Here is a 26,375-nt window from a genome sequence, read left to right as displayed (position 1 = left end):
GCGCTGCCCGCAGCCCCCGCCCATCACCCATTCTTGCCATGCCGTCTTACCTGCACGGGCGGTTCCTGTGGCCGTACCAACGGTCAGGGGCAGCGCAGTATCAGTTACGCATTGCGCTGCGCGCCACCTACGGTGTATGAAACCGGCGCCGCCAGGGCCAGTGCCCCCGTGCAAGGGCCGCCCCGCCGCACTGGGGGCGTCCCCCTCCCAGATTGCGAAGCAATATGAGAGAGGGGTGAAGGCGCGAAGCGACTCAGGGGGTGCTTCGCTTCACCTGTTGCAGCTTGGCAAAGGCCGAGGCCATGGCCGACTGCTGCACCGGCTCGGGCGCACGGCGCCCGCCCTGCTGCTGGCCACGCCCCGCGCTCTCGAAGCGGTTGTCGCGGTAGCCACCCCGGTCGCCGCCCTGGCGCGGCGGCGCATCGCCGAGCTTCATCGACAGGCCGATGCGCTTGCGCTCCACGTCCACTTCCATGACCTTGACCTTGACGATGTCGCCCGTCTTGACCACCTCTCGCGCGTCGTTGACGAACTTGTGCGCCAGTTGGCTCACGTGCACCAGGCCGTCCTGGTGCACGCCCAGGTCCACGAAGGCGCCGAACTGGGCCACGTTGCTCACCGTGCCCTCCAGGATCATGCCTTCCTTGAGGTCCTTGATGTCTTCCACGCCGTCGTTGAAGCGCGCCACCTTGAAGTCCGGGCGCGGGTCGCGGCCGGGCTTTTCGAGCTCGCCCAGGATGTCCTTGACCGTGATCACGCCGAACTTCTCGTTGGCGAAGAGCTCGGGCTTCAGGGTCTTGAGCATGTCGCTGCGGCCCATGATCTCGGCCACGGCCTTGCCGGTCTTCTCCAGGATCTGCTCGACCACGGGGTAGGTCTCGGGGTGCACGCCGGTCATGTCCAGCGGGTTCTCGCCACCGCGGATGCGCAAAAAGCCCGCACTCTGCTCGAAGGTCTTGGCACCCAGGCCAGCCACGTCCATGAGCTGCTTGCGGCTCTTGAAGGCGCCATTGGCCTCGCGCCAGCGCACCACAGCCTTGGCCACGCTGGCCGACAGGCCCGACACGCGGCTGAGCAGGGGCACGCTGGCCGTGTTCAGGTCCACACCCACGGAGTTCACGCAGTCCTCGACCACGGTGCCCAGGGTGCGGGCCAGTTCGCTCTGGTTCACATCGTGCTGGTATTGGCCCACGCCGATGCTCTTGGGGTCGATCTTCACCAGCTCGGCCAGTGGGTCCTGCAGGCGGCGCGCAATGCTGGCAGCGCCGCGCAGGCTCACGTCCACGTCGGGCATCTCCTGCGAGGCGTATTCGCTGGCGGAGTAGACCGAGGCGCCGGCCTCGCTCACCACCACCTTCTCGATCACGCGCTCGGCCTTGGCCGCCAGCTTGATCAGGTCGGCCGCCAGCTTGTCGGTCTCGCGGCTGGCCGTGCCGTTGCCGATGGCGATCAGGTTCACGCCATGCTTGTCGGCCAGCTTGGCCAGCGTGTGCAGCGAGCCTTCCCAGTCGCGGCGCGGCTCGTGCGGATACACGGTGGCGGTTTCCACCAGCTTGCCCGTGGCGTCCACCACGGCCACCTTCACGCCGGTGCGGATGCCCGGATCCAGGCCCATCACCACGCGCGGGCCGGCCGGCGCGGCCAGCAGCAGGTCGCGCAGGTTGTCGGCAAACACCTTGATGGCAACCTTCTCGGCCTCGTCGCGCAGGCGGGCAAACAGGTCGCGCTCGGTCGACAGGCTCAGCTTCACGCGCCAGGTCCAGGCCACGCATTTGCGCAGCAGGTCGTCGGCCGGGCGGCCGGCATGGCTCCAGCCCAGGTGCAGGGCGATCTTGCCCTCGGCGATGCTGGGCTTGCCCGGCTCGGGCTCCACCGGCAGCACCAGCTTGCCTTCGAGGATCTCCAGCGCGCGGCCGCGGAACACGGCCAGCGCGCGGTGCGAGGGCACGCGGCCGATGGGTTCGTCGTACTCGAAATAGTCGCGGAACTTGGAGACCTCGGGGTCGTTCTCGTTCTTGCCGTCGATCTTCTTGCTGCGCAGCAGGCCCTCGGCCCAGAGCCACTCGCGCAGCGATTGCACCAGCACGGCATCTTCGGCCCAGCGCTCGGACAGGATGTCGCGCACGCCGTCGAGCACGGCCGGCACGGTGGAGAAGTCGGCACCGGTCTTGCCGTCGTCCAGCACCTCGGGGGGTTTGGTGAAGGCTGCGGCCTCGGCCGCAGGGTCCAGCGTGGGGTCGGCAAACAGCTTGTCGGCCAGCGGCTCGATGCCGAATTCGCGCGCCATCTGGCCCTTGGTGCGGCGCTTTTGCTTGAACGGCAGGTAGATGTCTTCCAGCTCCTGCTTGGTCGGCGCGGCGGCAATGGCCGCGCGCAGCGCGTCGGTCAGCTTGCCCTGCTCGTCGATGCTCTTGAGCACGGCCACGCGGCGGTCTTCGAGCTCGCGCAGGTAGGACAGGCGCGCTTCGAGCTCGCGCAGTTGCACGTCGTCCAGCCCGCCCGTCACTTCCTTGCGGTAGCGGGCGATGAAGGGCACCGTGGCGCCCCCGTCGAGCAGTTCCACCGCTGCACGCACCTGGGATTCACTGACTTTGATTTCTGCGGCCAACTGCCGGACGATCTGCTGCATGGGGGGCAAACTCTCTGAAACTCGAAAAAATACGCGAAGCGCGCGAGTTTGCCACAGGCACTTCTGGTAACAGGTACGAAGCCTCGTCCCCGGAGCGGCGCACAATCGCTTTTCCCGGGAGCATGCATGGACACCGTACCGCTGACGACACTGCAGGACATGGCGGCCTTCGCCCTCTCCTCACCCACGCTGGCCGCACAAGCACGCAGCCTCGCCGTGGGCACCAGCCTGCGCTTCAGGCCCGATCAGATCGTGGACGGCAGCCCGGTACAGCAGGCGCTGGCCGCGCGCTTGTCCATGCCCTTTGTGGTGCGGCGCATCGCCCTGGCCGATATCCCCGCCGAATATGGCCTGCAGGAGGGTGATCTGGCCCCGGGCACGCTGACCTTCCTGGTGGCACCGCAGGCCGAGCCCGGCAACGGGCAACTGGCCACCCTCGATCCGCAATAACCCCGCAGCGCCGCAGGCCAGGCCCATGCACAATGGGCATTGCACCGACGACATGGTCTTTTGCCCCTGATGACGCCCCTTTCCTTCCCCATCCGCACGGAATGCCCGCCCGGCGCCTGTGTCTGCGAGCGGGACGCGCTGATGCAGGCCCCGGGCGGCGACACCCGCATCCTGCAGCTCACACAGGCAGAAGAGAAAAAGCTCATCACCCGGCTCGAAAACATCACCAGCCTGGCCGACCTGCGCCGCATGCAGGAGCGCATGGAGCAGCAGCTGGGCATCCGCATCGCCATCAGCCTCAGTCCCAACGAGGTGCGCACCCTGCGCGGCATCGCCATCCTGGTGGAAGAACAGCGCGGCCTGTGCCGCAAGACCCGCCAGTCCATCCCCGCCGCCATCAAGAAGGGCATGGACCAGCGCCCGGAGATCGCCTACGAACTGCTCGACGAGGGCGGACTGTTCGCCAGCTCCTGACACCTGGATCGGCAGTGACGGCCCAGGATGGCGCTACCATCCTGCCATCCCCCGCATCTGTTCCCCCGTTGTCCCGGAGTCCCCATGGCCGCTGCTGAATCAGGCACCGAACTCGTCAAAGTCGTCGTGCTGCTGGCCGCGGGCGTCATCGCCGTCCCGCTGTTCAAGCGGCTGGGCCTGGGCTCGGTACTGGGCTACCTGGCTGCGGGCCTGGCCATCGGCCCCTTCGGCCTGGGCTTCTTCAGCGAGGCGCAGACCATCCTGCACGTGGCCGAGCTCGGGGTGGTGATGTTCCTCTTCGTCATCGGGCTGGAGATGCAGCCCACGCGGCTGTGGAACCTCCGGCGCCAGATCTTCGGGCTGGGCCTGGCCCAGGTCGTGGTCTGCATCGCCCTGCTCACCGCCACAGGCGTGCTCGCAGGCCTCGCAGCCCCGGTGGCCTTCATCGCAGCCTCGGGCTTCGTGCTGTCCTCCACGGCCATCGTGATGCAGTTGCTCGACGAGAGCGGCGACACCTCCACCCCGCGCGGCCAGCGCATCGTCTCCATCTTGCTGCTCGAAGACCTGGCCATCGTGCCGCTCTTGGCCATCGTGGCCTTTCTCTCGCCCGCGCCGGCGGGCGAGGCTGTCTCGCGCTGGGTCACCGTGGGCGTGGCCCTGGCCGCCGTGGTGGGCCTGGTGGCGGTGAGCCGCTGGCTGCTCAACCCCTTGTTCAGCGTGCTGGCGCGCGCCAAGGCGCGCGAGGTCATGACCGCCGCCGCCCTGCTGGTAGTGCTGGGCGCGGCACTGGCCATGCAGTGGGGCGGGCTGTCGATGGCCATGGGCGCCTTCGCCGCCGGGGTGATGCTGTCCGAATCGACCTTCCGCCACCAGCTCGAGGCCGATGTGGAGCCCTTCCGCGGCATCCTGCTGGGCCTGTTCTTCATGGGCGTGGGCATGGCACTCGACATCCCCCTGGTGCTGCAGAACTGGCCCCTGCTGCTCGGCGGCGTGCTGGTGTGCATGGCCGTCAAGGGCATCGGCGTGTACGCCGTGGCACGTTTCACCAAGGCCGCGCATGGCGAGGCCTTGCAGCGCACCATGCTCATGGCCCAGGGCGGCGAGTTCGCCTTCGTGCTGTACTCGGCCGCCGCCACGGCCGGCATCGTGGAGGCGCGCATGAATGCCGTTCTCACCGCCGCCGTCATCCTCTCCATGGCGCTCACACCGCTGGCCGTGCTCTCGCTGCGCTGGCTCATGCCGCCCGAGCCTGCGCAGAACATGGACGGCATCGAGGCCGCCGACGACCTGAAGGGCACGGTGCTCATCATCGGCTTCGGCCGTTTCGCGCAGATCGCCAGCCAGTTGCTGCTGGCGCGCGGCGTGGACATCGCCATCATCGAGAACGACACGGACATGATCCGCGCGGCCTCGCACTTCGGCTTCAAGGTCTACTACGGCGATGGCACGCGCCTGGATGTGCTGCACGCCAGCGGCGCGCACCACGCCAAGTCCATCCTGGTGTGCACCGACGATGCCAAGACCACCACCCACATCGTGGAGCTGCTCAAGCACGAATGCCCGCTGGTCCCCGTGCTGGCGCGTGCCTTCGACCGCCAGCACGCCATCGAACTGCTGCGCCTGGGCGTGGACTACCAGATGCGCGAGACCTTCGAGTCGGCCATGGGCTTCGGCATGCAGGCGCTCGCGACCCTGGGCGTGGACCCCGAGGAAGTGGCCCAGGTGGCCGCCAACATCCGCGAGCGCGATGCCGAGCGCCTGCAGCTGGAGCTGGCCGGCGACAAGGACGGCGCGCGCAATTTCTTCCAGGGCAACAAGTGGATCCCCACGCCCCTCACGCAGCCGCAACGCGAAGGCCGCGCCCTCAATGAAGAGGCCGCTGACGCCATCGAGGAGCCACTGCAGCCTGCCGCAGCCACGCCGCTGGCATGAGCAACCGCATCCAGGACGACCTGTTCGGCGGCCCTCCTGCTCCGCCACCGCCCCCTCCTCCTGCGCCAGCACCCGCCGCTGAAGAGGCTGCTCCCAAGCGCAAGAAAGGCATCGGCGTCGCCGCCCAGCCGCAGGACGAGGCCCTGCACGCCCTGGCCAAGCGGCTACCGCCCCAGCTGCGCCTGGGCACCTCCACCTGGACCTACCCGGGCTGGAAGGGCCTGGTCTGGGAGGGCGAACACTCCGAGGCCCAGCTCTCCAAGAACGGCCTGCCCCTCTATGCCCAGCACCCGCTGCTGCGCACGGTGAGCATCGACCGCAGCTTCTACCGCCCGCTCACGGTGAGCCAGTACGAGCGCTATGCCAGCCAGGTGCCCGACGACTTCCGCTTCGTGGTCAAGGCCCCGAGCCTGGTCACCGATGCCCTGGTGCGCAGCGAGGACGGACGCGGCCGCGAGCCCAACCCCGCCTTCCTCAACGCCGACTTGGCACGCACCGAGTTCGTCGAGCCCGCGCTGCAGGGCCTGGGCCACAAGATCGGGGCGCTGGTGTTCCAGCTCAGCCCCCTGCCCATGGAGCAGCTCGATCGCCTGCCCGAAGTGCTGCAGCGCCTGCGTGCCCTGCTGCGGGCCCAGCCCAAGGTGGCACCCATTGCGCCCGACGGCATTCTGGCCGTGGAGGTGCGCGACCCCGAGTGGGTGCGCGAGCACTGGATCGGCCCCGACTTCGCGGCCGTTCTGCGCGAGGCCGGCGCCACCTACTGCATCGACCTGCACCCCAAGATGCCGCCGCTGGCCGATCAGCTGCCCATGCTGCGCGCCCTGTGGCCCGGCCCCCTGGTCTGCCGCTGGATGCTCAACACCGTGCATGGCCCCTATGGCTACGAAGAGGCGGAAAAACTCTACGAGCCCTTCGACCGGGTGCACCACCCCGACCCCGAGAACCACGAGGCGCTGGCACGCCTCATCACCGGCGTGACCGGCGCGGGCCAGAACGCCTATATCTGCATCAGCAACCATGCCGAGGGCTCGGCGCCCCGCACCATCCGCACGCTGGCCGAACGGGTGGCAGCCCAACCGCCAGCGGCTCGCAGGGGCTGATCAGGCCTTGGCCGCAACCACGTGCGGGTGGTCGCTGTGCCCTGCCAGCGTGATCCAGGCGAGCGCCACCCCCACCAGCGCCCCCGTGGCCATGCCCACCACCATGGGCAAGGGCTTGCCGTTGGCGAACAGGCCCACGATGCCCATGGCCGCGGCACCGGTGAGCATCTGCAGCGTGCCCAGCAGGGCCGATGCCGTGCCCGCGATGGCGCCATGCTTTTCCAGCGCCAGCACCGAGGTGGTGGGGATCACCAGCCCCATGAGCGCACTGGCCACGAAATACAGGCCGATCAGCACCGCCAACTGGTCGCCGCCGAGCAGGTAGTAGCCCAGCATGGCCACCATGACCATGCCCGAGCCCGTGGCTGCCACTTTGACCAGGCGCACCAGCCCGAAGCGCTCGCCCAGCGCCGCGGTGAACTGCGAGGTGCCGATGAAGGCCGCGGCATTGACCGAAAACGCCAGGCTGTACTGCGTGGGCGTCAGGCCATAGTGGTTGATCAGCACGAAGGGCGAGCCCGCCAGGTACACGAAAAAGCCCGCCATGGCACAGCCGCCGATGAAGACCAGGCCCAGGTAGTGCCAGTCGCGCAGCAGCAGGCCATAGGCGCCGAGGGCCCCGCCCAGGCTGCTTTCCACGCGCTCCGCCGCCGGCCGGGTCTCGCCCAGGCTGGCATAGACCAGCGCCAGGCCCGCCACGGCAGCCCCAGCCACGGCCCAGAACACACCGCGCCACCCCGCCAGTGCGATCACCCCACTGCCCGCCAGCGGCGCCAGGATGGGCGAAACGCTGAACACCAGCATCAACAGCGACATCAGCCGCGCCGCATCGGTGCCCGTGTGCAGGTCGCGTACCACGGCACGCGGAATGGCCATGCCCGCCGCCGCGCCCAGCCCCTGCACGAAGCGCAAGGCCACCAAGGTCTCGATGTCGGTGGCCAGGGCGCAGCCCACACTGGCCAGCGTGAACAGGGCCAGGCCGAAGTACATGGGGGGCTTGCGGCCCACCATGTCCGACACCGGGCCGTAGAGCAGTTGGCCCGCGCCCAGCGAGAGGAAGAAGGCCGTGAGGCTCCATTGCACCGCACCCACCGAAGCGCCCAGGCTGGCACCGATCTCGGGCAGCGCGGGCAGGTACATGTCGATCGCGAACGGCCCGATGGCCGAGAGCAGGCCCAGCACCAGGGCCATCTTGAAGAAGCCGGAAGATTGCATAGCCGCCATTGTCGCGGCTGTTTGTAAAGGCCCTTTACAACCCGCAAAACGGGTTTCAGGTTAAGCAGATACCGGAATCAGTCGGGTTGAGGCTCCACCCGGTTGCCACCGGCCTGCCGCGCCCGTGCCAGGGCGGCACTGGCGGCACGCACCAATTCATCGTGGCGCTGATCGCGCACCGGAACCATCTGCGCCACCCCGCCACCGATGCTGACACGGCCCAGTGCCGCTCCTTCGTGCGGCAGCGCGAGCGTGCGGACGGCGACCACGGCCGCCTCGGCCAGGCCCTGCGCCTCATCCAGGCCGGCGCCCGGCAGCAGCAGCGCGAAGGCGTCGCCCGCAAAACGCACCACCAGGCTGCCCGGGCGCTCCTGCACGAGCTGGGTGAAGGTGAGGGCCAGGGTCTTGAGGCAGGCATCGGCCGCCAGGTGGCCATGGCGGTCCATGAAGTGGCGCAGCGCATCCACCTCCAGCAGCACCAGGGCCACGGGCGTGGCGGCGCGCTGGGCGCGCTCCCAGGCCTGCTGCAGCGCATGCTCGAACTGGCGCCGGTTGCCCAGGCCGGTCAGGCTGTCGGTGCGGTCCATGGCGTCGATGCGCTGCTGCGCCTCGGCCAGGGCGCGCGTGCTCTCCTGCAATTGGGCCTGCAGCATGCGGTGCTCGGTCTGCAGGCGCGCCAGGGCCGAGGAACTGGCCTGCGCAGGCACGGGACCCGAGGGCACCGAGGTGCCGCTGTGCACGATCTTCCACTCCGCGCCTTCGAGGCGGAACACCAGCACCAGGCGCGCCAGCGGCACCTGGCCGGCCGGGGTCTCGCCCGCGTCCGGGCCACGCACATGCACCAGGGCGGTGGCCGAGACCACGTCTTCGGCCAGGTCCTGCAGGCACAGGTCCAGTACCTCGATGCGCATGTGCTGCGGCACCAGCGCAAAGTCCTGCAGGATGGCGGCCACCCACTCGCTGCGCGTGTGCACCAGGCGGTCACTGCGGCTGGCATAGCCGCTGAACTGGGTGCTCAGGCGCCCGATCAGGCGCTCGTCGCGTGTGGAGTACAGCGCGATGTAGTCGTCGAACAACTGGCGGATGAGCGGCTGGCGATCCGGTCGCATCGGTGGGGTTTCCTCGTCAGGACATCCTGGGTGAAAAAATGAGAGCACCCGCAGCACAGTCTGCAAGGGCGCGACGCACTGTAGCACCCACAACGCCGGGCGACACGCCCTGATGCACCCACTTCATGCGAACATCGGCCTGTATGACGCACTTTCCCCCCCGCCACCGCCTGGCCTTGGTCCTTGCCTGCCTCCTGGCCCCGTTCGCTGTCCAGGCGCAGGCCGCCGCCGATTCGGGTGTGGCCCTGGCCCTCTCGCCCGATGGCAGCCTGGTGGTGGACACCCGCGCCAAGCTGGCCTGGCCGCGCTGCGTGGAAGGCATGCAGTGGAACGGCAAGACCTGCACCGGCACGCCGCTGGAGCTCGACTATGCCCAGGCCCAGGCCCATGCCCAGGCACGCTGGAAGGCCGAGAACCAGCCCTGGCGCCTGCCGCGCGCGGCCGAGCTGCGCCGCCTGGTCGACAAGTCTGCGCGCACACCGGGGCTCGACGCCCGGCTGTTCCCCGCCGCACCGTCGGGCTGGCACTGGGCCGCCAACACTAATGTGCAGGGAGGCCTGGCAGGCAACCAGTACAACTACGGCAACGTGGAGAGGGCCCAGCGCCAGGGCCAGGGTGGTGAAAGCCTGGATTCCACGCGCGTGAACCAGCGCTATGCGGTGGACCTGGAGACCGGCGACATCCGCTCGGACGCCGCGAAATACAGCAAGCTGCACTTCCGCCTGGTCAGGACTTACACCAGCGAATAAGGCCTCCGGCCCCATTTTTACGCCTTTTTTACGGCATGGACTGGAGTCTGTGCCCTGTTTTTACGCGCGGATCCCGAGACTTCTCCCATCGCTCAACTGGAGAAGCACACCATGGATTTCGTCTACATCGCGGCCGCCGCGGGCCTGTGGGGCCTGACCGCGTTGCTCGTGGCCGGCTGCCGCCGCCTGGCCCCTTCGTCGGCAGGAGAACGCGCATGATCGCCGCCGAACTGCTCTACGGCCTCGGCGGCTTGATCGCCGTGCTGCTGTTCGCGTACCTGGTGTACGCCCTGATCTGCGCGGAGCAATTCTGATGATGAGCACCGCTGCCTGGGCCCTTCTGGGCTCGTTCCTCGTTCTGCTGCTGGTACTAGCCTGGCCGCTGGGCCGCTGGCTCGCCGTGCTGGCCACCGGCACGCCGCCGGCCTGGATGCGCAAGGCCGAAGCCGGACTGTTCCGCTTGGCCGGCGTGGACCCGCAGCACGGCATGGGCTGGTCGCACTACGCCCTGTGCCTGCTGGTCTTCAACGGCGTAGGTGTGGTCTTCGTCTATGCCCTGCAACGCCTGCAGGGCCTGCTGCCGCTCAACCCGCAGGCCATGCCCGCCGTGTCGGCGGATTCGTCGTTCAACACCGCCATCAGCTTCGTGACCAACACCAACTGGCAGGGTTACTCGGGTGAGGCCACCATGAGCTACCTGACCCAGATGGTGGCCCTGGCCGGGCAGAACTTCCTGTCGGCCGCCACCGGCATTGCCGTGGTGTTCGTCCTGATCCGCGGCTTTGCCGCGCGCTCCAGCGCCGCGCTGGGCAACTTCTGGGTGGACATCACGCGCATCACGCTGTGGCTGCTGCTGCCCCTGTCGCTGGTGCTGGCGCTGTTCCTGGCTGGCAATGGCGTGGTGCAGAACTTCAACCCCTACACCGACGTCACCACGCTCGAAGCCACCAGCTACCAGCAGCCCGCCGTCGACGACCAGGGCGCACCACGCCTGGACGACAAGGGCCAGCCGGTGGTGCAGGACCTGAGCACGCCCACCCAGACCCTGGCCATGGGCCCGGTGGCCTCGCAGGAGGCCATCAAGATGCTGGGCACCAACGGCGGCGGCTTCTTCAACGCCAACTCGGCCCACCCCTTCGAGAACCCCACGGCCTGGACCAACCTGGCACAGATGCTGGCCATCTTCCTGATCCCCGCAGGGCTGTGCTTTGCTTTCGGCCGCAGCGTGGGCGATGTGCGCCAGGGCTGGGCCGTGCTGGCCGCCATGAGCGTGCTGTTCATCGCTGCCGTCCTGGCCATCATGCCCGCCGAGCAGGCCGGCAACCCTGTCTTCGCATCGCTGGGGGTGGACCAGGCCGCCAGCGCCGCGCAGGCCGGCGGCAACATGGAGGGCAAGGAGGCACGCTTTGGCATCACCGCATCGGGCCTGTTCGCCGTGGTCACCACGGCCGCCTCCTGCGGCGCGGTGATCGCCATGCACGACTCGCTCACCCCCCTGGGCGGCATGGTGCCCATGGTGCTCATGCAACTGGGCGAGGTGGTGTTCGGCGGGGTGGGCTCGGGCCTGTACGGCATGCTGGTATTCGCCATCCTGGCGGTGTTCATCGCCGGGCTCATGATCGGCCGCACGCCCGAGTACCTGGGCAAGAAGATCGAGGCGCACGAGATGAAGCTCGCCTCGCTCGCCATCCTGGCCACCCCGCTGCTGGTGCTGCTGGGCACGGCGATCGCCGTGGCCACGGGCGCCGGCGCCGCCGGCATGCTGCAGGCCGGCCCGCACGGCTTCAGCGAGGTGCTGTATGCGCTGAGCTCGGCCGCCAACAACAACGGCAGCGCGTTTGCCGGCCTGTCGGCCAACACACCCTTCTACAACCTGCTGCTGGGCGTGGCCATGTGGCTGGGCCGCTTTGCCGTGATCGTGGCCGTGCTGGCGATTGCCGGCGCCCTGGCCGCCAAGAAACGCCTGCCTGTGACGGCCGGCACCATGCCCACCCACGGCCCGCTGTTCGTGGTGCTGCTGATCGGCACCGTGCTGCTCGTGGGCCTGCTCAACTATGTGCCGGCACTGGCCCTGGGGCCCGTGGTCGAGCACCTGATGCTGGGAGCCGCATCGTGAACCGCACCCCACCCCATACCGCACCTTCCCTTTCTGCAGGTACCCCTGTGACGCAATCCCCACCCGCCCAGGGCCTGATGGACAAGGCCCTGCTGCGCCCCGCGCTGCGCGCCGCCTTCACCAAGCTCGACCCGCGCGTGCAATGGCGCAACCCCGTGATGTTCGTGGTCTACGTGGGCAGCCTGCTGACCACGCTGCTGTGGCTCAACGCCCTCGGGCAGCCGGACGCCGGCTTCGTGCTCGCCGTGGCCGTGTGGCTGTGGTTCACCGTGCTCTTCGCCAACTTCGCCGAGGCCCTGGCCGAGGGCCGCAGCAAGGCCCAGGCGGCCTCGCTGCGCACCCTCAAGAAGAGCAACTGGGCCAAGAAGCTCAAGGAGCCGCGCCACGGCGGCGCCTGGCTGCCCGAGCAGGCCGAGAACCTGCGCAAGGGCGACGTGGTGCTGGTCGAAGCCGGCGACATGATCCCCATGGACGGTGAGGTCATCGAAGGCGTGGCCTCGGTGGACGAATCGGCCATCACCGGCGAATCGGCCCCCGTGGTGCGCGAATCGGGCGGCGACTTTTCCTCCGTCACGGGCGGCACGCGCGTGCTGTCGGACTGGCTGGTGGTGCGCGTGGCCGTGAACCCCGGTGACTCCTTTCTCGACCGCATGATCAGCATGGTCGAGGGCGCCAAGCGCCAGAAGACGCCCAACGAGATCGCGCTCAACATCCTGCTGGTGGCGCTGACCATTGTCTTCCTGGTGGTCACGGTGACTCTGCTTCCCTACTCGCTCTACAGCGTACAGGCGGCCCAGGCCGGCACGGTGGTGAGCCTCACGGCCCTGGTCTCGCTGCTGGTGTGCCTGATCCCGACCACCATCGGCGGCCTGCTGTCGGCCGTGGGTGTGGCCGGCATGAGCCGCATGATGCAGGCCAATGTGATCGCCACCTCGGGCCGCGCCGTGGAAGCCGCGGGTGACGTGGACGTGCTGCTGCTGGACAAGACCGGCACCATCACCCACGGCAACCGCCAGGCCAGCGCCCTGCTGCCCGCACCGGGCACCACGCAGGCCCAACTGGGCCAATGCGCGGCCCAGGCCTCGGCCGCCGATGAAACACCCGAGGGCCGCAGCATCGTCGCCCTGGTCCAGGCCAGCACCGCGGTGGAAGCCCTTGTGGGCGAAGTGACCCCGGTCGCCTTCACCGCCCAGACGCGCATGAGCGGCGTAGACGTCGCACTGGCCGATGGCAGCGTGCGCCAACTGCGCAAGGGCGCAGTGGACGCCGTGCGCCGCCACGTCGAAGCCCTGGGCGCCCACATGCCCGCCGAGGTGCTGCGCGCGGCCGACGAGGTGGCACGCCGCGGCAGCACGCCGCTGGCCGTGGCCGACGGCAGCCGCGTGCTGGGCGTGGTGGAGCTCAAGGACATCGTCAAATCCGGCATCCGCGAGCGCTTTGCGCAACTGCGCCGCATGGGCATCAAGACCGTGATGGTGACCGGCGACAACAAGCTCACGGCCGCCGCCATCGCGGCAGAAGCCGGCGTGGACGACTTCCTCGCCGAAGCCACGCCCGAAGCCAAGCTCGCGCTGATCCGCCAGTACCAGGCCGAAGGCCGGCTGGTCGCCATGACCGGCGACGGCACCAACGACGCCCCCGCCCTGGCCCAGGCCGACGTGGCCGTGGCCATGGGCTCGGGCACGCAGGCCGCCAAGGAGGCCGGCAACATGGTCGACCTCGACTCCAACCCCACCAAGCTGCTGGAGGTGGTGGAAACCGGCAAGGCCCTGCTCATGACGCGCGGCTCGCTCACCACCTTCTCCATCGCCAACGATGTGGCCAAGTACTTCGCCATCATCCCGGCCATCTTCGTGAGCACCTACCCGCAACTGGGCGCGCTCAACGTCATGCAGCTGGCCAGCCCGCAGTCGGCCATTCTGTCGGCCGTGGTCTTCAATGCCCTGGTCATCGTGTTTTTGATCCCGCTGGCGCTCAAAGGCGTGCGCTACCGCGCGGTCGGTGCCGCTGCGCTGCTGCGCAGGAACCTCGCCATCTATGGCCTGGGTGGCCTCGTCGTACCCTTTGTCGGCATCAAGGCCATCGACCTGCTGATCTCCGCCATTGGCATGGCTTGAAAGAACCGCTATGAAAAACCCCATCCTGCGCCCCACCCTGGTCCTGTTTGCAGCCCTCACGCTGGTGACCGGCGTGGCCTACCCGCTGCTCACCACCGGCATTGCCCAGGCCGCCTTCCCTCGCGAGGCGAATGGCAGCCTGGTCATGAAGGACGGCAAGGCCATCGGCTCCGAGCTCATCGGCCAGAACTTCACCGCCCCCGGGCATTTCTGGGGCCGCCCCTCGGCCACCGGCCCCATGCCCTACAACGCCAGCGCCTCGGGCGGCTCCAACCAGGGGCCGCTGAACCCGGCGCTCAAGGACGCCGTCATGGCGCGCGTCGCCGCGCTGCGCGAGGCCGATCCGGGCAACACCGTCCCCGTTCCCGTGGACCTGGTCACTGCATCGGCCAGCGGGCTGGACCCGCACATCAGCCCTGCCGCCGCGCGCTACCAGGTGGCGCGCGTGGCCAAGGCCCGGAATCTGCCCGCAGACAAGGTGGCCGCCCTCGTGGAAGCGCAGGTGGAGCTACCATGGCTGGTATTCGTGGGCGAGCCGCGTGTGAACGTGCTGCAGCTGAACCTGGCGCTCGACACACTGCGCTGAGCCATGGCGGGCAATGAACTGCTGGCGGCCCTGTGCGCAGTGGCCGTGCTGCCAGGGCGTGTCATCATTCATTTCGCCCCCGCGCTGGCCCCGGCATGCGGATGGATGCGCGAAGCGCGGCGCAGCCCATAGTGGACTATGGGCAAGCCGAGCGACAAAGCAGACGCCGCATGCCGGGGCCAGCCCGAAGGGAAAGCCTGCAGCGCGGCGCATTGCGGCGTTGCCCTTCGCTTGCGTAGCCGTTCTACGCGGCACTCAGGGCGCCTTGCACTGCACCGCGCTGCAGGCTTTCGCGGGGGCGAAATGAATGATGACGCGCCCTAGTGCCGCTGGCGCTGGCCTGGCTGCTGGTATCGCGCCGGCCCAAGCACCGCCCGCCGCCCACCCGACTGGAACCCTGATGGCCTTGCACAGCGACAGCCGACCCGATCCCGATGAGCTGCTGGAGAACCTGCAGCGCGAAGCGCAGCAGGCCGCGCGCGGGCGCCTGCGCGTCTATTTCGGTGCGAATGCCGGCGTGGGCAAGACCTATGCCATGCTCAGCGCGGCCCAGCGTGCGCACCAGGCCGGCACCGAGGTGCTGGCCGGCGTGGTGGAAACCCATGGCCGCAGCGAGACGGCCGAGCTGCTGCAAGGCCTGCCGCGCCTGGCCCAGCGCGAACTGCCCTACCGGGGCCGCACCCTGAACGAGTTCGACCTGGACGCGGCCCTGGCGCGCAAGCCCGCCGTGCTGCTGGTGGACGAGCTGGCCCACTCCAACGTGGAGGGCTCGCGCCACCCCAAGCGCTGGCAGGACGTGCGCGAACTGCTGGACGCGGGCATCGATGTCTGGACCACGCTCAACGTGCAGCACCTGGAGAGCCTGAACGGCGTGGTGGGCGCCATCACCGGCATCCGCGTGCACGAGACCGTGCCCGACACCGTGCTCGACAGCGCCGACGAGGTGGTGCTGGTCGACGTGACGCCCGACGAGCTGCTGCAGCGCCTGCAGGCCGGCAAGGTCTACCTGCCGCAGCAGGCCGAGCGCGCCGCAGAGAACTTCTTTCGCAAGGGCAACCTGATCGCGCTGCGCGAGATGGCGCTGCGCCGCACGGCCGAGCATGTCGAGGACGACGTGCGCAGCTACCGCATCGAGCAGTCCATCACCCCGGCGTGGAACACCGACGGCGCCATCCTCGCCTGCGTGGGCCCGCAGGAGGGGGCCGAGCAGACTGTGCGCACCGCTGCACGCCTGGCCGGCCAGCTCAACGTGCGCTGGCATGCGGCCTATGTGGAGACACCGCGCCTGCAGCGCCTGGACGCAGCCGAGCGCGACCGCATCCTGGCCGTGCTGCAGCTCGCAAGCGACCTGGGCGCGCAGACCGCCGTGCTCACCGGGCCCGATGTACCGGCCACCCTGGTGGCACAGGCCCAGGCGCTCAACTGCGCGACCTTGATCGTGGGCCGCCGGGCCGAAGGCGCGCGCCGGCCCTGGCCCTGGCAGGTGGGCATGACCCAGCGGCTGGCCACCCTGGCGCCGGCCCTGGACGTGATGGAGGTGGGCCATACGCCCAGCACCCGCCGCATTGCCCAGACCCTGCGCCGCACCGGCGACGAAGAAGCCGACAGCAGCCTGCCGCCCGGCTGGCGGCGCTATGCCTGGGCCGTGGCCTGGAGCCTGCTGGCCACGGCGCTGGCCACACCGCTGCACGGCTACTTCGAGCTGGCCAACATCGTCATGCTGTTCCTGCTGGGGGTGGTGCTGGTCGCCATGCGCCATGGCCGCGGGCCGGCCGCCCTGTCCGCCGTGCTCAACGTGCTGACCTTCGATCTGTTCTTCGTGCCGCCGCGCTTTTCGTTCGCGGTGAGCGACGTGCAGTACTTCTTCACCTTCGCCGTCATGCTGGCCGTGGGTCTGCTCATCGGCCAGCTCACGGCGGGCCTGCGCTTCCAGGCGCGCATTGCGGCCAGCCGCGAGCAGCGCGCGCAATCGCTCTTCGAGCTCACGCGCGACCTGTCGGCCGCGCTCATGGCCTCGCAGGTGGTGGAGCTGGGCCGCGCCGCCACCGAGCGCAACTTCGGTGGCCAGGCCGTGGTGCTGCCCACCGATGCGCGCGACCAGCTGGTGCTGCCCGATCCGGCCCCTGAGGGCTTTGACGTCTCCGTCGCTGACTGGTGCCTGCGCAATGCCCAGCCTGCAGGCCTGGCCACCACCACGCTGGCGGCGCACAGTTGGCACTATGTGCCGCTCAAGGCCCCGATGCGCGTGCGCGGCGTGCTCGCGCTCCAGCCCGCCCAGCCGCGCTGGCTGCTGATCCCCGAACAGGCCAAGCAGCTCGACACCCTGGCGCGGCAGATCGCCATTGCGCTGGAGCGCGTGCACTATGTGGAGGTGGCCCAGGGCGCGGTGGTGGAGATGGAATCCGAGCGCCTGCGCAACGCCCTGCTCGCAGCCATCTCGCACGACGTGCGCACACCGCTCACCAGCCTCATCGGCCTCGCTGAGACACTGCGGGACACCGATCCGCCCCTGCCAGCACACCAGGCCAGCGCAGCCACGGCGATGGTGGCGCAGTCGCGCGAACTCAACACCCTGGTCAACAACCTGCTGGAGATGGCACGCCTGCAAAGCGGCGCCGTGCACCTGCGCATGGACTGGCAGTCGATGGAAGAGGTGGTGGGCAGCGCGATCCGCGCCGCCGCCCCGGCCCTCGCCGGGCGCGGGGTGCAGGCACAGATCCCTGCGGACCTGCCGCTCGCGGAATTCGACGCCGTGCTCATCGAGCGCGTGCTCGTGAACCTGCTGGAGAACGCCGCCAAGTACGGCGCCCCGCCCATCACCGTGCAAGCGCATGCCGAGCCTGAGGCCCTGGTGCTGAGCGTGCGCGACCACGGCCCCGGCCTGCCTGCGGCCCTGGCGGGCGATGCCGCCCTGCTGTTCGAAAAATTCACGCGCGGCCAGGCCGAGTCCGCCACGCCCGGCGTGGGCCTGGGCCTGGCGATCTGCAAGGCCATCGCCGATGCCCACCAAGGCAGCATCGAAGCCCGCAACGCCCCCGGCGGTGGGGCAGAATTCACGCTGCGCCTGCCGCGCAGACCTTCTCCCCCTGCATTGAACGAGCCTCCCCCATGGCCAGCCTGAATCCCATCGCCGTCGTGATCGAAGACGAGCCCCAGATCCGCCGCTTCGTGCGCGGCGCGCTGGAGGCCGAGGGCTGGCAGGTGCACGAGGCGGAGACCTTGCAGCGCGGCCTGACGGAAGCCGGCACGCGCAAGCCCGACCTGCTGGTGCTGGACCTGGGCCTGCCCGACGGCGATGGCCTCAGCCTGATCCGCGACGTGCGCCAGTGGTCCAGCGTGGCCATCATCGTGCTGTCGGCGCGCATCGACGAGGCCGACAAGATCGCCGCGCTGGACGCGGGCGCCGACGACTACCTGACCAAGCCCTTCGGCGTGGGCGAGCTCATGGCGCGCGTGCGCGCCAACCTGCGCCGCCCGCGTGCCACGGGTGCCTCGCAGGAGGAGGACACCTCTTTCAGCTTCGGCGAAGTCAGCGTGGACCGCCAGGCCCGCCTCGTGCACCGCGCCGGGCAGGAGGTGCATCTCACGCCCATCGAGTACCGGCTGCTGTCGGTGCTCATCGCCAACGCCGGCCGCGTGCTCACCCACCGCCAGCTGCTGCGCGAGGTGTGGGGCCCCTCGCACAGCGAGCAGAACCACTACCTGCGCATCTACATGGGCCACCTGCGCCAGAAGCTGGAGACCGACCCGGCCCAGCCGCGCCATCTGCTGACGGAGACGGCCGTAGGCTATCGCCTCATGCCTTGACGGAAAGTGCCGCCGGAACGCGGTGAGGTGAGGAACAATCAGGCCGCCTGCGCGGCTTCGCGCAGGCTCTCGACCAGCGCGCGCAGCGCCGCCAGGTAGGAGTGCGGGCCGAAGCCCTGCACCGTCGCCTTGACGGCTGGCGAGATGATGGAATGCGCACGCCAGGCCTCGCGCGCGGCGATGTTGGACATGTGCACCTCGATCACCGGGAATGGCATGGCCTTGATCGCGTCGTGCAGCGGCACGCCGTGCTGCGTGAGGCCCGCGGGGTTCACCAGCGCGCCCTGCGCTGCATCGATGTTCGCGTGCAGGAAGTCGATCAGCGCGCCTTCGTGGTTGGACTGCACGATGTCGAGTTCGACACCGAGCTCGCCGGCCAGCTTCTGCAGCCGCTCGTTGATCTGCGCCAGCGTGGTCGTGCCGTAGATATGGGGTTCGCGGCGCCCGAACAGGTTCAGGTTGGGGCCGTGGAGGACAAGAATTTTCATGGGATGCAGGCCGGACGGCTCACTTGCGGATGCGGACGAGTTCGCTGTCGTAGAGCTTGACGATGGCCGGGTCATAGGTGGCGGCGAACTTGTCGATCACGGGCTTGGCGATCTGCTGCATGCGTGCCAGCTCGGCCGGCGCGATCTCGTTGTAGGCCATGCCCTTGGCCTGCAGGTCGCCCACGGCCTTTTGCGCCGCAGCGCGGCTGACCTGGCGCTGGTAGCCGCGCGTCTCGTCGGCGGCCTCGTGCATCATCTTCTGCTCGGCGGGCGACAGCTGGTCCCAGAACTTCTTGCTCACGAGCACGATGTTGGCGGCATACACATGGTTGGTGGCGCTCACGTGCTTCTGCACCTCGAACATCTTGTTCGACAGGATCACCGCATAGGGGTTCTCCTGGCCGTCCACGGCCTTGGACTCCAGCGCCCCATACAGCTCGGCGAACGGCATGGGCACGGGGTTGGCCTTGAAGGCCTTGAAGGTATCGAGGAACACCGGGTTGGGGATCACGCGCAGCTTGAGACCGTCGAAGTCGTCGGCCCGGGTGATGGCGCGCTTGCTGTTGGTCACATTGCGAAAGCCCAGATCCCAGTAGCCCAGGGCCACCAGGCCCTTCTCGGGCAGTTTGGCAATCAGCGCCTGGCCCAGCGGGCCGTCGAGCAGGGCATCGGCCTGCGCGAAGTTGGCCACGGCGAAGGGAAAGTCCACCAGGCCGAACTCCTTGACGATGCCCGCCAGCGAGGTGGTGGCCGGGGCCGACATCTGTTGCACCCCACCCTGCAGGGCCGACTGCTGCTGCAATTCGTTGCCCAGCTGCGAGGCCGGGAACTCCTGCACCTTGAGCTTGCCGCCGCTCTTGGCCGCCAGCAGCTCGCCGAAGCGCTTGACCCCGAAGCTCACCGGGTGGTCGGCATTGTTCAGGTGGCCGAAGCGGATCACGCGCTCCTGCTGGGCGGCGGCCGGCAGCGAAGCCATCAGCAAGGACAGGCCGGCGGCGGCCAGCAGGCAGGCAGTTTTTCTCACGGGTCTATCTCCATCAAAAGTCGGACCAGGGACATGCATCCGGAACACCGGTTGCGCCATGGGAAGGGATCGTATTAAAAAAGTGGAAACACTTTCCATAGTAGAAACCCTTTAACAGTTTTTGGTACATTGCCGGGAAAGACAGAAAGAACCCGCCATGAGCAGCATCCTCGAACGCAGCTTCAAAGTGCTGGAGCACCTGGCCCCGCACCCCGAGGGCAAGGCCTTGTCGAGCCTGGCGTCCGAGCTGGACATGCCGCTGAGCGCGACGCACCGCCTGCTGGCCGAGCTGGTGCGCTGCGGCTATGTGCGCCAGGACCACAGCCAGGGCAACTACATGCTCACCATCAAGCTGGTGTCGCTGGGCCTGTCGCACCTGAGCGCCACGGGCGTGGTGGACATTGCCCAGCCCCTGCTGGACCGGCTCGCCGTCGAGTCGGGTGAACTGGTGCGGCTGGCCGTGGTGGACGGGGACGAGCTGACCTTCGTGGCCAAGGCCCAGGGCGCCGTGCGCGGCCTGCGCTACGACCCGGACATGGGCCTCTCGGTCAACCTCTCATGCAGCTCGGCCGGCCATGCCTGGCTGTCCACCATGAGCGACGAGGAGGCCCTGGCCCTGGTGTCACGCCAGGGCTTCGGCCAGCCCGAGGACTACGGCCCGAACGCCCCCACCACGGTCAAGGAGCTGCTGGCCTACCTGCGCACGGCGCGCCAGCAGGGCTTCAGCACCATCGTGGAAGTGTTCGCTCCGGCCATGGCGGCCATGGCCGCGCCCATCCGCCGGGGCAACGGCACGGTGCTGGGGGTGGTGACGATCGCCGGCCCGCTGGTGCGCCTGACGCCCGAGCGCATGCAGGCGCTGGGCCCCGCCCTGCTCGACACCACGCACGACCTGGCAATGGCCAGCGGTGGATCGGCGCTGCTCAGGAAGCGCGGCTAGTCTCTGGGCGCAAACAGCGCCAGCGTGTCATGGGCGAACGCGCCCTCGATCTCGAGCATGCGCATCTTGGTGGCCGCGCCGCCGCCGGCCGAAAAGCCGCCCGTCTTGCCGCCTGCGGCCAGGATGCGGTGGCAAGGCACCACGGGCGCAAACGGGTTGTGGCCCAGTGCCTGGCCCACGGCGCGTGCAGCGCCGGGCTCGCCCAAGGCGGCGGCCATCTCGCCATAGGTCATGGTCTTGCCGGGCGGTATGCGCCGGGCCAGTTCGTAGACGCGGGCGTTGAAAGGCGGCACACCCTCGGTGGCCAGCGGCACATCGAGCAGGTCGTCGTGCGCGCCCGCGAGCAGGGCCACCACGCGGTCGGCCCAGGCGGCCACCTGGGGCGGCATGGGCGATTCGGGTGCCCCTGGAAACCGGCGCTGCATGCGCGCGCGGGTGTGCGCCTCGCCTTCGTCTTCGGGCAGTTGCACGCCCGTGAGCACGGGGCCGTCCCAGGCGATGCCGCAATGCCCCACCGCCGTGGCGAACAACGCAAAGCCCTGGGCGGCCGATGGCCCGCGCTTTTCAGTCTGCACGCAGCGCGGCCTTGAGCTGGGCGCCGATCTCGGGCTTGCCCGCAAACGGATCGGTGGGGTTGCGCATGAGCATGATGTCCTCCATGCGCGTCTGCACCGAGGCAATCGCCTTGGGGTGGCTGTAGATATAGAACTGACGCTCGGCGGCCGCGTCGAACACCTTCTGCGCCACCTCGGCCGCGGTCACCTTGCCGCTGCCCACGGCCTTGTCGGTCATGGCCTGGCCGATGAGCTGGCTGCGCGTGGGCTTGCCGGCCGAAAGTTCGCCCGGGCGGTTGCGGTGGCTCTGGTTGATGCCCGTGGGCACAAAGAAGGGACACAGCACGCTGGCGCTGACCTGGTCGGTCACCAGCGCCAGGTCCTGGTACAGGGTTTCGGACAGGCTCACCACCGCGTGCTTGCTCACGTTGTAGACGCCCATGTTGGGCGCATCGAGCAGGCCTGCCATGCTGGCCGTGTTGACGATGTGGCCGCGCCAGGCCGGGTCCTTCTTGGCGGCGGCCAGCATCATGGGCGTGAACAGGCGCACGCCGTGGATCACGCCCCAGAGGTTCACGCCCAACACCCACTCCCAGTCCTTGACGGTGTTCTCCCAGACCAGGCCGCCCGCGCCCACGCCGGCGTTGTTGAACACCAGGTGCGGTGCGCCAAAGCGCTGCTCCACGTCCGCGGCGAGCTGCTCCATCTGCGCGGCGTTCGACACGTCCACCTTGCGCGCCAGCACCTGTGCGCCCGCGGCCTGCGCCTCGGCGGCGGCCGCATCCAGTGCGTTCTGCTGCACATCGGCCAGCACGAGGTTCATGCCCAGCCGGGCGCCGATGCGCGCGCATTCGAGGCCGAAGCCCGAGCCCGCACCGGTGAGAACCGCCGTCTTGCCCTTGAAATCGTCGATCATTTGGTGGCCTCGGCCTTTCGCAGTATGTAGCCAATGCGGGGGAAGTGCACATGCACCGTGCCCGCACGCGGGTCGGTGCGGCGCAGGGTGTAGCGCGTGCGCGTGGCGGCGATGAGTTCGCCTTCCGTGGGTTCGGTGCCGAAGCTCTCGGCAGCAATGGTCACCTGGCTGCCCAGGGGAATGCCATGCTCGTCCTGGAACACGTCGTCGGCCAGAGGCAGCGGGTCCAGCCCCGCTGCCACGGTGATCGCATCTTCGGCGCCCAGCTTTTCCATGCGGCCATGGCCGAGCGCGGCCACGCGGTCCATCCACTCCAGCACGGCCGGCGTGGCGTTGAAGATGTCGGCCATCACGGGCACGCACTGGCGCGTGAACCACAGCGGGTGGTAGGCCGCAAAGTCGGCCAGGCAGGGCTCGGCGCCGAACAGAAAGTCATGCTCTTCGGCCATGTGCGCGATGCGGCGCAGGTAGGAGCGGTAGGCCGCCGCCGCGTCGGCCGGGCGCAGGCGCTGCATGCCGGCACTCATCTCGCGGCGGTCTTCGCCAAAGGCCTGGGCCGCTGCAGGCGGCAGGTGGGCGAACAGGGCCGATGCGCCCTTGGGCTGCAGGTTGTAGGCCATGGCGGCCCAGAACAGCGTGGTATCGGCCCACTGCGCGAACACGCGCGCCACGCCCTTCAAGTGCGGCGGGTAGAGCACGGGCTCGGGCTGCACATGCTCGAGCACATCGGCGATCAGGGCCGAGTCGCAGTAGATGTCGGCCCCCACCTGCAGGAACGGCGTCTTGCGGTAGCCGCCCGTGAGCGCCACCACATCGGGCTTGGGCGCGATGCTGGGGATGATCACGGACTTCCAGGCCAGTTGCTTGTACCCCAGGGCCAGCCGGATCTTTTCCGAGAACGGGGACGAGGGGTAATGGTGCAGGATCAGGGGGGTGGTCATCGGGGATCTCCGGTTTCTTGTGGGGTCGCGTGGCTCAGGCAGGCAGCGCGCGGTCCAGCAGCGCGTCGAAGTCCACACCGGCACCCAGCGTGCCGAAACTGTAGCCCCAGTCGCCGCCCAGGCGCGCATCGCAGAAGGCACCGAACACGCTGGCCGGCGCACTGCGGTAGAGCAGCGCGGCCTGCACGGCCAGGGCCACGTCCTGCGCCAGGCGCCGGGCCTCGGTCTCGGTGGTCATGGCGTCCACGCGCAGCGGCAGGGCGCTGGCCAGGCGGTCCAGCGCCGGGTGCGCGCCGCGTGCCGGGGCCAGTTCGTCGGCCAGGGCCGCCGCCGTGTCGGCGCGGCGCACGGCGCGCAGCAGGTCCAGCGCCATGATGTTGCCCGCGCCTTCCCAGATGGAGTTGAGCGGCATCTCACGGTAGATGCGGGCCATGGTGCCTTCTCCGCCTTCTTCCACATAGCCGTTACCGCCCAGGCATTCCATGGCCTCCTGCGCGAACACGCTGCCGCGCTTGCAGACCCAGAACTTGGCCACGGGCGTGAGCAGGCGCGCCATCACGGCCTCGTGCGGGCTGGCATCCTTCCTGTCGAAGGCGCTGGCCAAGCGAATCGCCAGGGCCGTGGCGGCCTCGCTCTCCAGCGCCAGGTCGGCCAGCACATTGCGCATCAGCGGCTGGTCGATGAGCTTCTTGCCAAAAGCCATGCGCTGGCGCGTGTGCTGCAGCGCCAGCGACAGCGCCTGGCGCATGAGGCCGCTGGTGCCCAGGGCGCAATCGAGCCGCGTCATGGTGCCCATCTCGAGGATCTGGGCCACACCGCGGCCCTCTTCGCCCACGCGCCAGGCCAGGGCGTCGGTGAATTCGACCTCGGAGCTCGCATTGGCATGGTTGCCCAGCTTGTCCTTGAGGCGCTGGATGCGAATCGCGTTCAGCGTACCGCCCTCGCCTTCTCCCGGCAGCACGCGCGGCAGGAAGAAACAGGTGAGCCCGCCGGGCGCCTGGGCCAGCACCAGGAAGGCATCGCACATGGGGGCTGAGAAGAACCACTTGTGGCCCGTAAGCCGGTAGCGCGCGCCCCAGGCATCGCTGCCGTCGGCGACCGCCTGGGTGGTGTTGGCGCGCACGTCGGAGCCGCCCTGCTTCTCGGTCATGCCCATGCCCATGGTGAGCGCCGACTTCTCGGAGAACAGCGCCAGGCGCGGGTCGTAGCGGGTGCTGGCCAGGCCCGCGCTCCAGTCGGTCCACAGCGCCGCATTGCCGCGCAGCGCCGGGGTCACGGCATAGCTCATGGAGACGGGGCACAGCACCGAGGGCTCGGTCTCGGTGAACAGCATGAAGCCGGCCGCCCGCTCCAGGTGCGCGTGCGCAGCACCGGCATCCGTGCGCGACCAGGGCGTGGCATGCAGGCCATGGCGCAGCGCGGCACCGATGAGCGCGTGGTAGCTCGGGTGGAACTCCACCGCATCGGTGCGGCGGCCCACGCGGTCGTGCGTGTGCAGCACCGGTTTGTGGATGTTGGCCAGGCGCGCGTGCTCCAGCATCTGTGCCGAGCCCATCTCGGCGCCCAGGGCCGTGAGGCCGCTTTTGTCCAGACCGGGTGCATGCAAGGCCACGGCATCCTGCAAGGGCCGGTTGCTGGAAAACAGGTTCAGATCCGCCAGTGGCGCGCTCTGGTTGAAGACCGTGTGGGTGGCTGAGACCGTCGAAGACAGAGAGGTCATGGGGAACTCCACAGCATTTCGATATGGGGGATGTCGTCCTCGAGGTACTCGTCCGACACCGCCACGAAACCCAGGCTGCCATAGAAGCGCTGCAGGTGCGCCTGGGCACTGATGCGCACACCGCGGCCCGGCCACACCTGGCGGCAGCGCGCCAGGCCCTCCTGCATCAAGAGGCGCCCCGTGCCGCCGCCGCGCGCCTCCTTGGCGGTGACCACGCGGCCGATGGAGGGCTCGGGGTAATTCACGCCCGGGTCCACCACGCGCAGGCAGGCCTGCAGCGCCCCGGCACCATCGTAGCCCAGCAGGTGCCAGGATTGCTTGTCGGCCCCGTCCGGGTCCTGGTAGGGCCCCTGCTCCAGGATGAAGACCTTGCAGCGCAAGGCCAGGGCGTCGTGCAGGGCGTGCACGCCAAGGTCATCGAAGCGGGCCCAGGTCCAGTGCAGGTTGGTCAACGCCATGTGCGCTTGCGCTCCTTCAGATCAGTTTCACGAGTTGCTTGCCAAAGTTGCGCCCCTTGAGCAGGCCCAGGAAGGCCTCGGGCGCGGCGGCGATGCCCTCTGCGATGGTCTCGCGCGGGCGCAGCTTGCCGGTGCCCACCAGGGTGCCCAGCTCCTTCAGGGCATCGGGCCAGACTTCCATGTGCTCGCTGACGATGAAGCCTTCGATCTTCATGCGGTTGATGAGCATCAGCGCGGGGTTGGCCATGGGCAGGGGCTGGCCATCGTAGCCGGCGATCATGCCGCACAGGGCCACACGGCTGAAGGCGTTCATGCGCAGCATCACGGCATCCATGATCCAGCCGCCCACGTTCTCGAAGTAGCCGTCGATGCCGTTCGGGCAGGCTTCCTTCAGGGCCTTGGACATGGCCTTCACGTCGCTGTGTTCCTTGTAGTCGATGCAGGCGTCAAAACCCAGTTCCTCGACCGCATAGCGGCACTTGTCGGCACCGCCGGCAATGCCCACGGCGCGGCAGCCGCGCGCCTTGGCCAGGGCCGCGAAGGCGCTGCCCACGGCACCCGTGGCGGCGCTCACCACCACGGTGTCGCCCTCCTTGGGGGCGATGATCTTGACCAGGCCGTACCAGGCCGTCACGCCGGGCATGCCCACGGCTCCCAGGTAGTGCGAGAGCGGCACATGGGTGGTGTCCACCTTGCGCAGCGCGCCGGGGGCGTTGGCATCGACCACGCTGTATTCCTGCCAGCCGCCCATGCCCACGACCTTGTCGCCCACGGCGTACTTGGGATTTTGGCTCTCGGCGACCTCGCCCACGGTGCCGCCGATCATGACCTCACCCAGGGCCTGCGATGCCGCGTAGCTCTTGCTCTCGTTCATGCGGCCGCGCATGTAGGGGTCCAGGCTCAGGTAGTGGTGGCGCACCAGCACCTGGCCGTCCTGCAGCGCAGGCGTGTCGCTGGCCACCAGCTTGAAGTTGCCGGCCACGGCCTCGCCCTGCGGGCGGTTGTCGAGCACGATCTGTTGGTTGCGGGCCATGGGGAACTCCTTGGAAA

General features: G+C 69.0%; 23 protein-coding genes. 12 read left to right on the top strand and 11 right to left on the bottom strand.

What is annotated here, in order from left to right:
- Window positions 1–253: 253 nt before the first annotated feature.
- Window positions 254–2,629, bottom strand: coding sequence for a Tex family protein (locus tag HNP48_RS26570; protein WP_184862848.1), 2,376 nt, complete (start codon window positions 2,627–2,629; stop codon window positions 254–256).
- Window positions 2,630–2,755: 126 nt separating this feature from the next.
- Between HNP48_RS26570 and HNP48_RS26565 the strand changes: the two genes are divergently transcribed.
- The 4 genes from HNP48_RS26565 (at window position 2,756) to HNP48_RS26550 (ending at window position 6,585) form a co-directional block, all read left to right on the top strand.
- Window positions 2,756–3,079, top strand: a complete 324-nt coding sequence (locus HNP48_RS26565) for a hypothetical protein (RefSeq protein ID WP_184862846.1) — start codon at window positions 2,756–2,758, stop codon at window positions 3,077–3,079.
- Between the two features lie 69 nt (window positions 3,080–3,148).
- A complete protein-coding gene (locus tag HNP48_RS26560) occupies window positions 3,149–3,553 on the top strand; it encodes a hypothetical protein (RefSeq protein WP_184862844.1) in 405 nt (134 codons plus the stop codon).
- A gap of 84 nt (window positions 3,554–3,637) precedes the next feature.
- A complete protein-coding gene (locus HNP48_RS26555; RefSeq protein WP_184862841.1) occupies window positions 3,638–5,485 on the top strand; it encodes a monovalent cation:proton antiporter-2 (CPA2) family protein in 1,848 nt (615 codons plus the stop codon).
- An 8-nt stretch (window positions 5,486–5,493) separates the two neighbouring features.
- Window positions 5,494–6,585 carry a DUF72 domain-containing protein gene (locus HNP48_RS26550; protein ID WP_184862892.1) on the top strand — a complete coding sequence of 364 codons (1,092 nt, stop codon included), beginning with the start codon at window positions 5,494–5,496 and terminating at the stop codon, window positions 6,583–6,585.
- Here HNP48_RS26550 and HNP48_RS26545 read toward each other — a convergent pair whose 3' ends face one another.
- Window positions 6,586–7,800, bottom strand: coding sequence for a multidrug effflux MFS transporter (locus HNP48_RS26545; RefSeq protein ID WP_184862839.1), 1,215 nt, complete (start codon window positions 7,798–7,800; stop codon window positions 6,586–6,588). It abuts the gene before it with no gap.
- A 77-nt stretch (window positions 7,801–7,877) separates the two neighbouring features.
- Window positions 7,878–8,909 (bottom strand): diguanylate cyclase domain-containing protein, encoded by a 1,032-nt coding sequence (locus HNP48_RS26540; RefSeq protein WP_184862837.1) that lies wholly within the window; start codon window positions 8,907–8,909, stop codon window positions 7,878–7,880.
- 143 nt (window positions 8,910–9,052) lie between these two features.
- Between HNP48_RS26540 and HNP48_RS26535 the strand changes: the two genes are divergently transcribed.
- From HNP48_RS26535 to kdpE, 7 genes are all read left to right on the top strand, one after another.
- Complete coding sequence (locus tag HNP48_RS26535; RefSeq protein ID WP_184862828.1) at window positions 9,053–9,658, top strand: DUF1566 domain-containing protein; 606 nt, start codon at window positions 9,053–9,055, stop codon at window positions 9,656–9,658.
- Window positions 9,659–9,873: 215 nt separating this feature from the next.
- Window positions 9,874–9,972 carry a K(+)-transporting ATPase subunit F gene (gene kdpF, locus HNP48_RS26530; protein WP_184862826.1) on the top strand — a complete coding sequence of 33 codons (99 nt, stop codon included), beginning with the start codon at window positions 9,874–9,876 and terminating at the stop codon, window positions 9,970–9,972.
- A 2-nt stretch (window positions 9,973–9,974) separates the two neighbouring features.
- The gene (gene kdpA, locus HNP48_RS26525; RefSeq protein WP_184862890.1) at window positions 9,975–11,774 is read left to right on the top strand and encodes a potassium-transporting ATPase subunit KdpA; all 1,800 of its coding nucleotides are present in this window, start codon (window positions 9,975–9,977) and stop codon (window positions 11,772–11,774) included.
- A gap of 77 nt (window positions 11,775–11,851) precedes the next feature.
- Window positions 11,852–13,891 (top strand): potassium-transporting ATPase subunit KdpB, encoded by a 2,040-nt coding sequence (kdpB, locus tag HNP48_RS26520; RefSeq protein WP_184862888.1) that lies wholly within the window; start codon window positions 11,852–11,854, stop codon window positions 13,889–13,891.
- 10 nt (window positions 13,892–13,901) lie between these two features.
- Window positions 13,902–14,477: a potassium-transporting ATPase subunit KdpC gene (kdpC, locus tag HNP48_RS26515; protein WP_184862824.1), complete on the top strand. Its 576-nt coding sequence runs from the start codon at window positions 13,902–13,904 to the stop codon at window positions 14,475–14,477.
- A gap of 400 nt (window positions 14,478–14,877) precedes the next feature.
- The gene (locus HNP48_RS26510; RefSeq protein ID WP_184862821.1) at window positions 14,878–17,598 is read left to right on the top strand and encodes a DUF4118 domain-containing protein; all 2,721 of its coding nucleotides are present in this window, start codon (window positions 14,878–14,880) and stop codon (window positions 17,596–17,598) included.
- Window positions 17,586–18,284 carry a two-component system response regulator KdpE gene (gene kdpE, locus HNP48_RS26505; protein ID WP_184862819.1) on the top strand — a complete coding sequence of 233 codons (699 nt, stop codon included), beginning with the start codon at window positions 17,586–17,588 and terminating at the stop codon, window positions 18,282–18,284. The genes HNP48_RS26510 and kdpE overlap by 13 nt, the downstream gene beginning before the upstream one ends.
- A gap of 38 nt (window positions 18,285–18,322) precedes the next feature.
- On the opposite strand, the gene HNP48_RS26500 is transcribed toward kdpE, so the two are convergent.
- Window positions 18,323–18,772, bottom strand: coding sequence for a type II 3-dehydroquinate dehydratase (locus HNP48_RS26500; RefSeq protein ID WP_184862817.1), 450 nt, complete (start codon window positions 18,770–18,772; stop codon window positions 18,323–18,325).
- 19 nt (window positions 18,773–18,791) lie between these two features.
- Window positions 18,792–19,748, bottom strand: coding sequence for a TRAP transporter substrate-binding protein (locus HNP48_RS26495; protein ID WP_184862886.1), 957 nt, complete (start codon window positions 19,746–19,748; stop codon window positions 18,792–18,794).
- A gap of 205 nt (window positions 19,749–19,953) precedes the next feature.
- Between HNP48_RS26495 and HNP48_RS26490 the strand changes: the two genes are divergently transcribed.
- Window positions 19,954–20,736 carry an IclR family transcriptional regulator gene (locus tag HNP48_RS26490; protein ID WP_184862815.1) on the top strand — a complete coding sequence of 261 codons (783 nt, stop codon included), beginning with the start codon at window positions 19,954–19,956 and terminating at the stop codon, window positions 20,734–20,736.
- Here the strand turns inward: HNP48_RS26490 and HNP48_RS26485 are convergent.
- From HNP48_RS26485 to HNP48_RS26460, 6 genes are read right to left on the bottom strand one after another with little or no spacing between them, the layout of a single operon-like run.
- A complete protein-coding gene (locus tag HNP48_RS26485) occupies window positions 20,733–21,311 on the bottom strand; it encodes a methylated-DNA--[protein]-cysteine S-methyltransferase (RefSeq protein ID WP_184862813.1) in 579 nt (192 codons plus the stop codon). The two genes, HNP48_RS26490 and HNP48_RS26485, sit on opposite strands and share 4 nt — an antisense overlap.
- On the bottom strand, window positions 21,301–22,206 hold the full coding sequence (locus HNP48_RS26480) for an SDR family oxidoreductase (RefSeq protein ID WP_184862811.1): 906 nt from the start codon (window positions 22,204–22,206) through the stop codon (window positions 21,301–21,303). Before HNP48_RS26480 ends, HNP48_RS26485 begins: the two co-directional genes overlap by 11 nt.
- Entirely contained in the window at window positions 22,203–23,147 is a 945-nt protein-coding gene (locus HNP48_RS26475) for a glutathione S-transferase family protein (protein ID WP_184862809.1), read from the bottom strand. Before HNP48_RS26475 ends, HNP48_RS26480 begins: the two co-directional genes overlap by 4 nt.
- Window positions 23,148–23,181: 34 nt before the next feature.
- Window positions 23,182–24,867, bottom strand: coding sequence for an isovaleryl-CoA dehydrogenase (locus HNP48_RS26470; RefSeq protein ID WP_184862807.1), 1,686 nt, complete (start codon window positions 24,865–24,867; stop codon window positions 23,182–23,184).
- Window positions 24,864–25,325: a GNAT family N-acetyltransferase gene (locus tag HNP48_RS26465; RefSeq protein ID WP_184862805.1), complete on the bottom strand. Its 462-nt coding sequence runs from the start codon at window positions 25,323–25,325 to the stop codon at window positions 24,864–24,866. The genes HNP48_RS26470 and HNP48_RS26465 overlap by 4 nt, the downstream gene beginning before the upstream one ends.
- A 16-nt stretch (window positions 25,326–25,341) precedes the next feature.
- The gene (locus HNP48_RS26460) at window positions 25,342–26,358 is read right to left on the bottom strand and encodes an NADP-dependent oxidoreductase (RefSeq protein WP_184862803.1); all 1,017 of its coding nucleotides are present in this window, start codon (window positions 26,356–26,358) and stop codon (window positions 25,342–25,344) included.
- Between the last annotated feature and the right edge of the window lie 17 nt (window positions 26,359–26,375).

The sequence above is a fragment of the Acidovorax soli genome, from assembly GCF_014207955.1.
Classification (GTDB): Bacteria; Pseudomonadota; Gammaproteobacteria; order Burkholderiales; family Burkholderiaceae_C; genus Acidovorax; species Acidovorax soli_A.
This window is presented reverse-complemented; position numbering and strand designations above follow the sequence as displayed.

Excerpts from the sequence above, each read along its gene's own strand:
- HNP48_RS26480 (WP_184862811.1), bottom strand. The coding sequence starts at position 22,206 with ATGATCGACGATTTCAAGGGCAAGACGGCGGTTCTCACCGGTGCGGGC.
- HNP48_RS26560 (WP_184862844.1), top strand. The coding sequence starts at position 3,149 with ATGACGCCCCTTTCCTTCCCCATCCGCACGGAATGCCCGCCCGGCGCC.
- kdpA (WP_184862890.1), top strand. The coding sequence starts at position 9,975 with ATGAGCACCGCTGCCTGGGCCCTTCTGGGCTCGTTCCTCGTTCTGCTG.
- HNP48_RS26555 (WP_184862841.1), top strand. The coding sequence starts at position 3,638 with ATGGCCGCTGCTGAATCAGGCACCGAACTCGTCAAAGTCGTCGTGCTG.
- HNP48_RS26510 (WP_184862821.1), top strand. The coding sequence starts at position 14,878 with ATGGCCTTGCACAGCGACAGCCGACCCGATCCCGATGAGCTGCTGGAG.
- HNP48_RS26570 (WP_184862848.1), bottom strand. The coding sequence starts at position 2,629 with ATGCAGCAGATCGTCCGGCAGTTGGCCGCAGAAATCAAAGTCAGTGAA.
- HNP48_RS26465 (WP_184862805.1), bottom strand. The coding sequence starts at position 25,325 with ATGGCGTTGACCAACCTGCACTGGACCTGGGCCCGCTTCGATGACCTT.
- HNP48_RS26500 (WP_184862817.1), bottom strand. The coding sequence starts at position 18,772 with ATGAAAATTCTTGTCCTCCACGGCCCCAACCTGAACCTGTTCGGGCGC.
- HNP48_RS26495 (WP_184862886.1), bottom strand. The coding sequence starts at position 19,748 with ATGGCTTCGCTGCCGGCCGCCGCCCAGCAGGAGCGCGTGATCCGCTTC.
- HNP48_RS26565 (WP_184862846.1), top strand. The coding sequence starts at position 2,756 with ATGGACACCGTACCGCTGACGACACTGCAGGACATGGCGGCCTTCGCC.
- HNP48_RS26535 (WP_184862828.1), top strand. The coding sequence starts at position 9,053 with ATGACGCACTTTCCCCCCCGCCACCGCCTGGCCTTGGTCCTTGCCTGC.
- HNP48_RS26470 (WP_184862807.1), bottom strand. The coding sequence starts at position 24,867 with ATGACCTCTCTGTCTTCGACGGTCTCAGCCACCCACACGGTCTTCAAC.
- kdpC (WP_184862824.1), top strand. The coding sequence starts at position 13,902 with ATGAAAAACCCCATCCTGCGCCCCACCCTGGTCCTGTTTGCAGCCCTC.
- HNP48_RS26540 (WP_184862837.1), bottom strand. The coding sequence starts at position 8,909 with ATGCGACCGGATCGCCAGCCGCTCATCCGCCAGTTGTTCGACGACTAC.
- kdpE (WP_184862819.1), top strand. The coding sequence starts at position 17,586 with ATGGCCAGCCTGAATCCCATCGCCGTCGTGATCGAAGACGAGCCCCAG.
- HNP48_RS26545 (WP_184862839.1), bottom strand. The coding sequence starts at position 7,800 with ATGCAATCTTCCGGCTTCTTCAAGATGGCCCTGGTGCTGGGCCTGCTC.
- kdpB (WP_184862888.1), top strand. The coding sequence starts at position 11,852 with ATGGACAAGGCCCTGCTGCGCCCCGCGCTGCGCGCCGCCTTCACCAAG.
- HNP48_RS26460 (WP_184862803.1), bottom strand. The coding sequence starts at position 26,358 with ATGGCCCGCAACCAACAGATCGTGCTCGACAACCGCCCGCAGGGCGAG.
- HNP48_RS26490 (WP_184862815.1), top strand. The coding sequence starts at position 19,954 with ATGAGCAGCATCCTCGAACGCAGCTTCAAAGTGCTGGAGCACCTGGCC.
- kdpF (WP_184862826.1), top strand. The coding sequence starts at position 9,874 with ATGATCGCCGCCGAACTGCTCTACGGCCTCGGCGGCTTGATCGCCGTG.
- HNP48_RS26475 (WP_184862809.1), bottom strand. The coding sequence starts at position 23,147 with ATGACCACCCCCCTGATCCTGCACCATTACCCCTCGTCCCCGTTCTCG.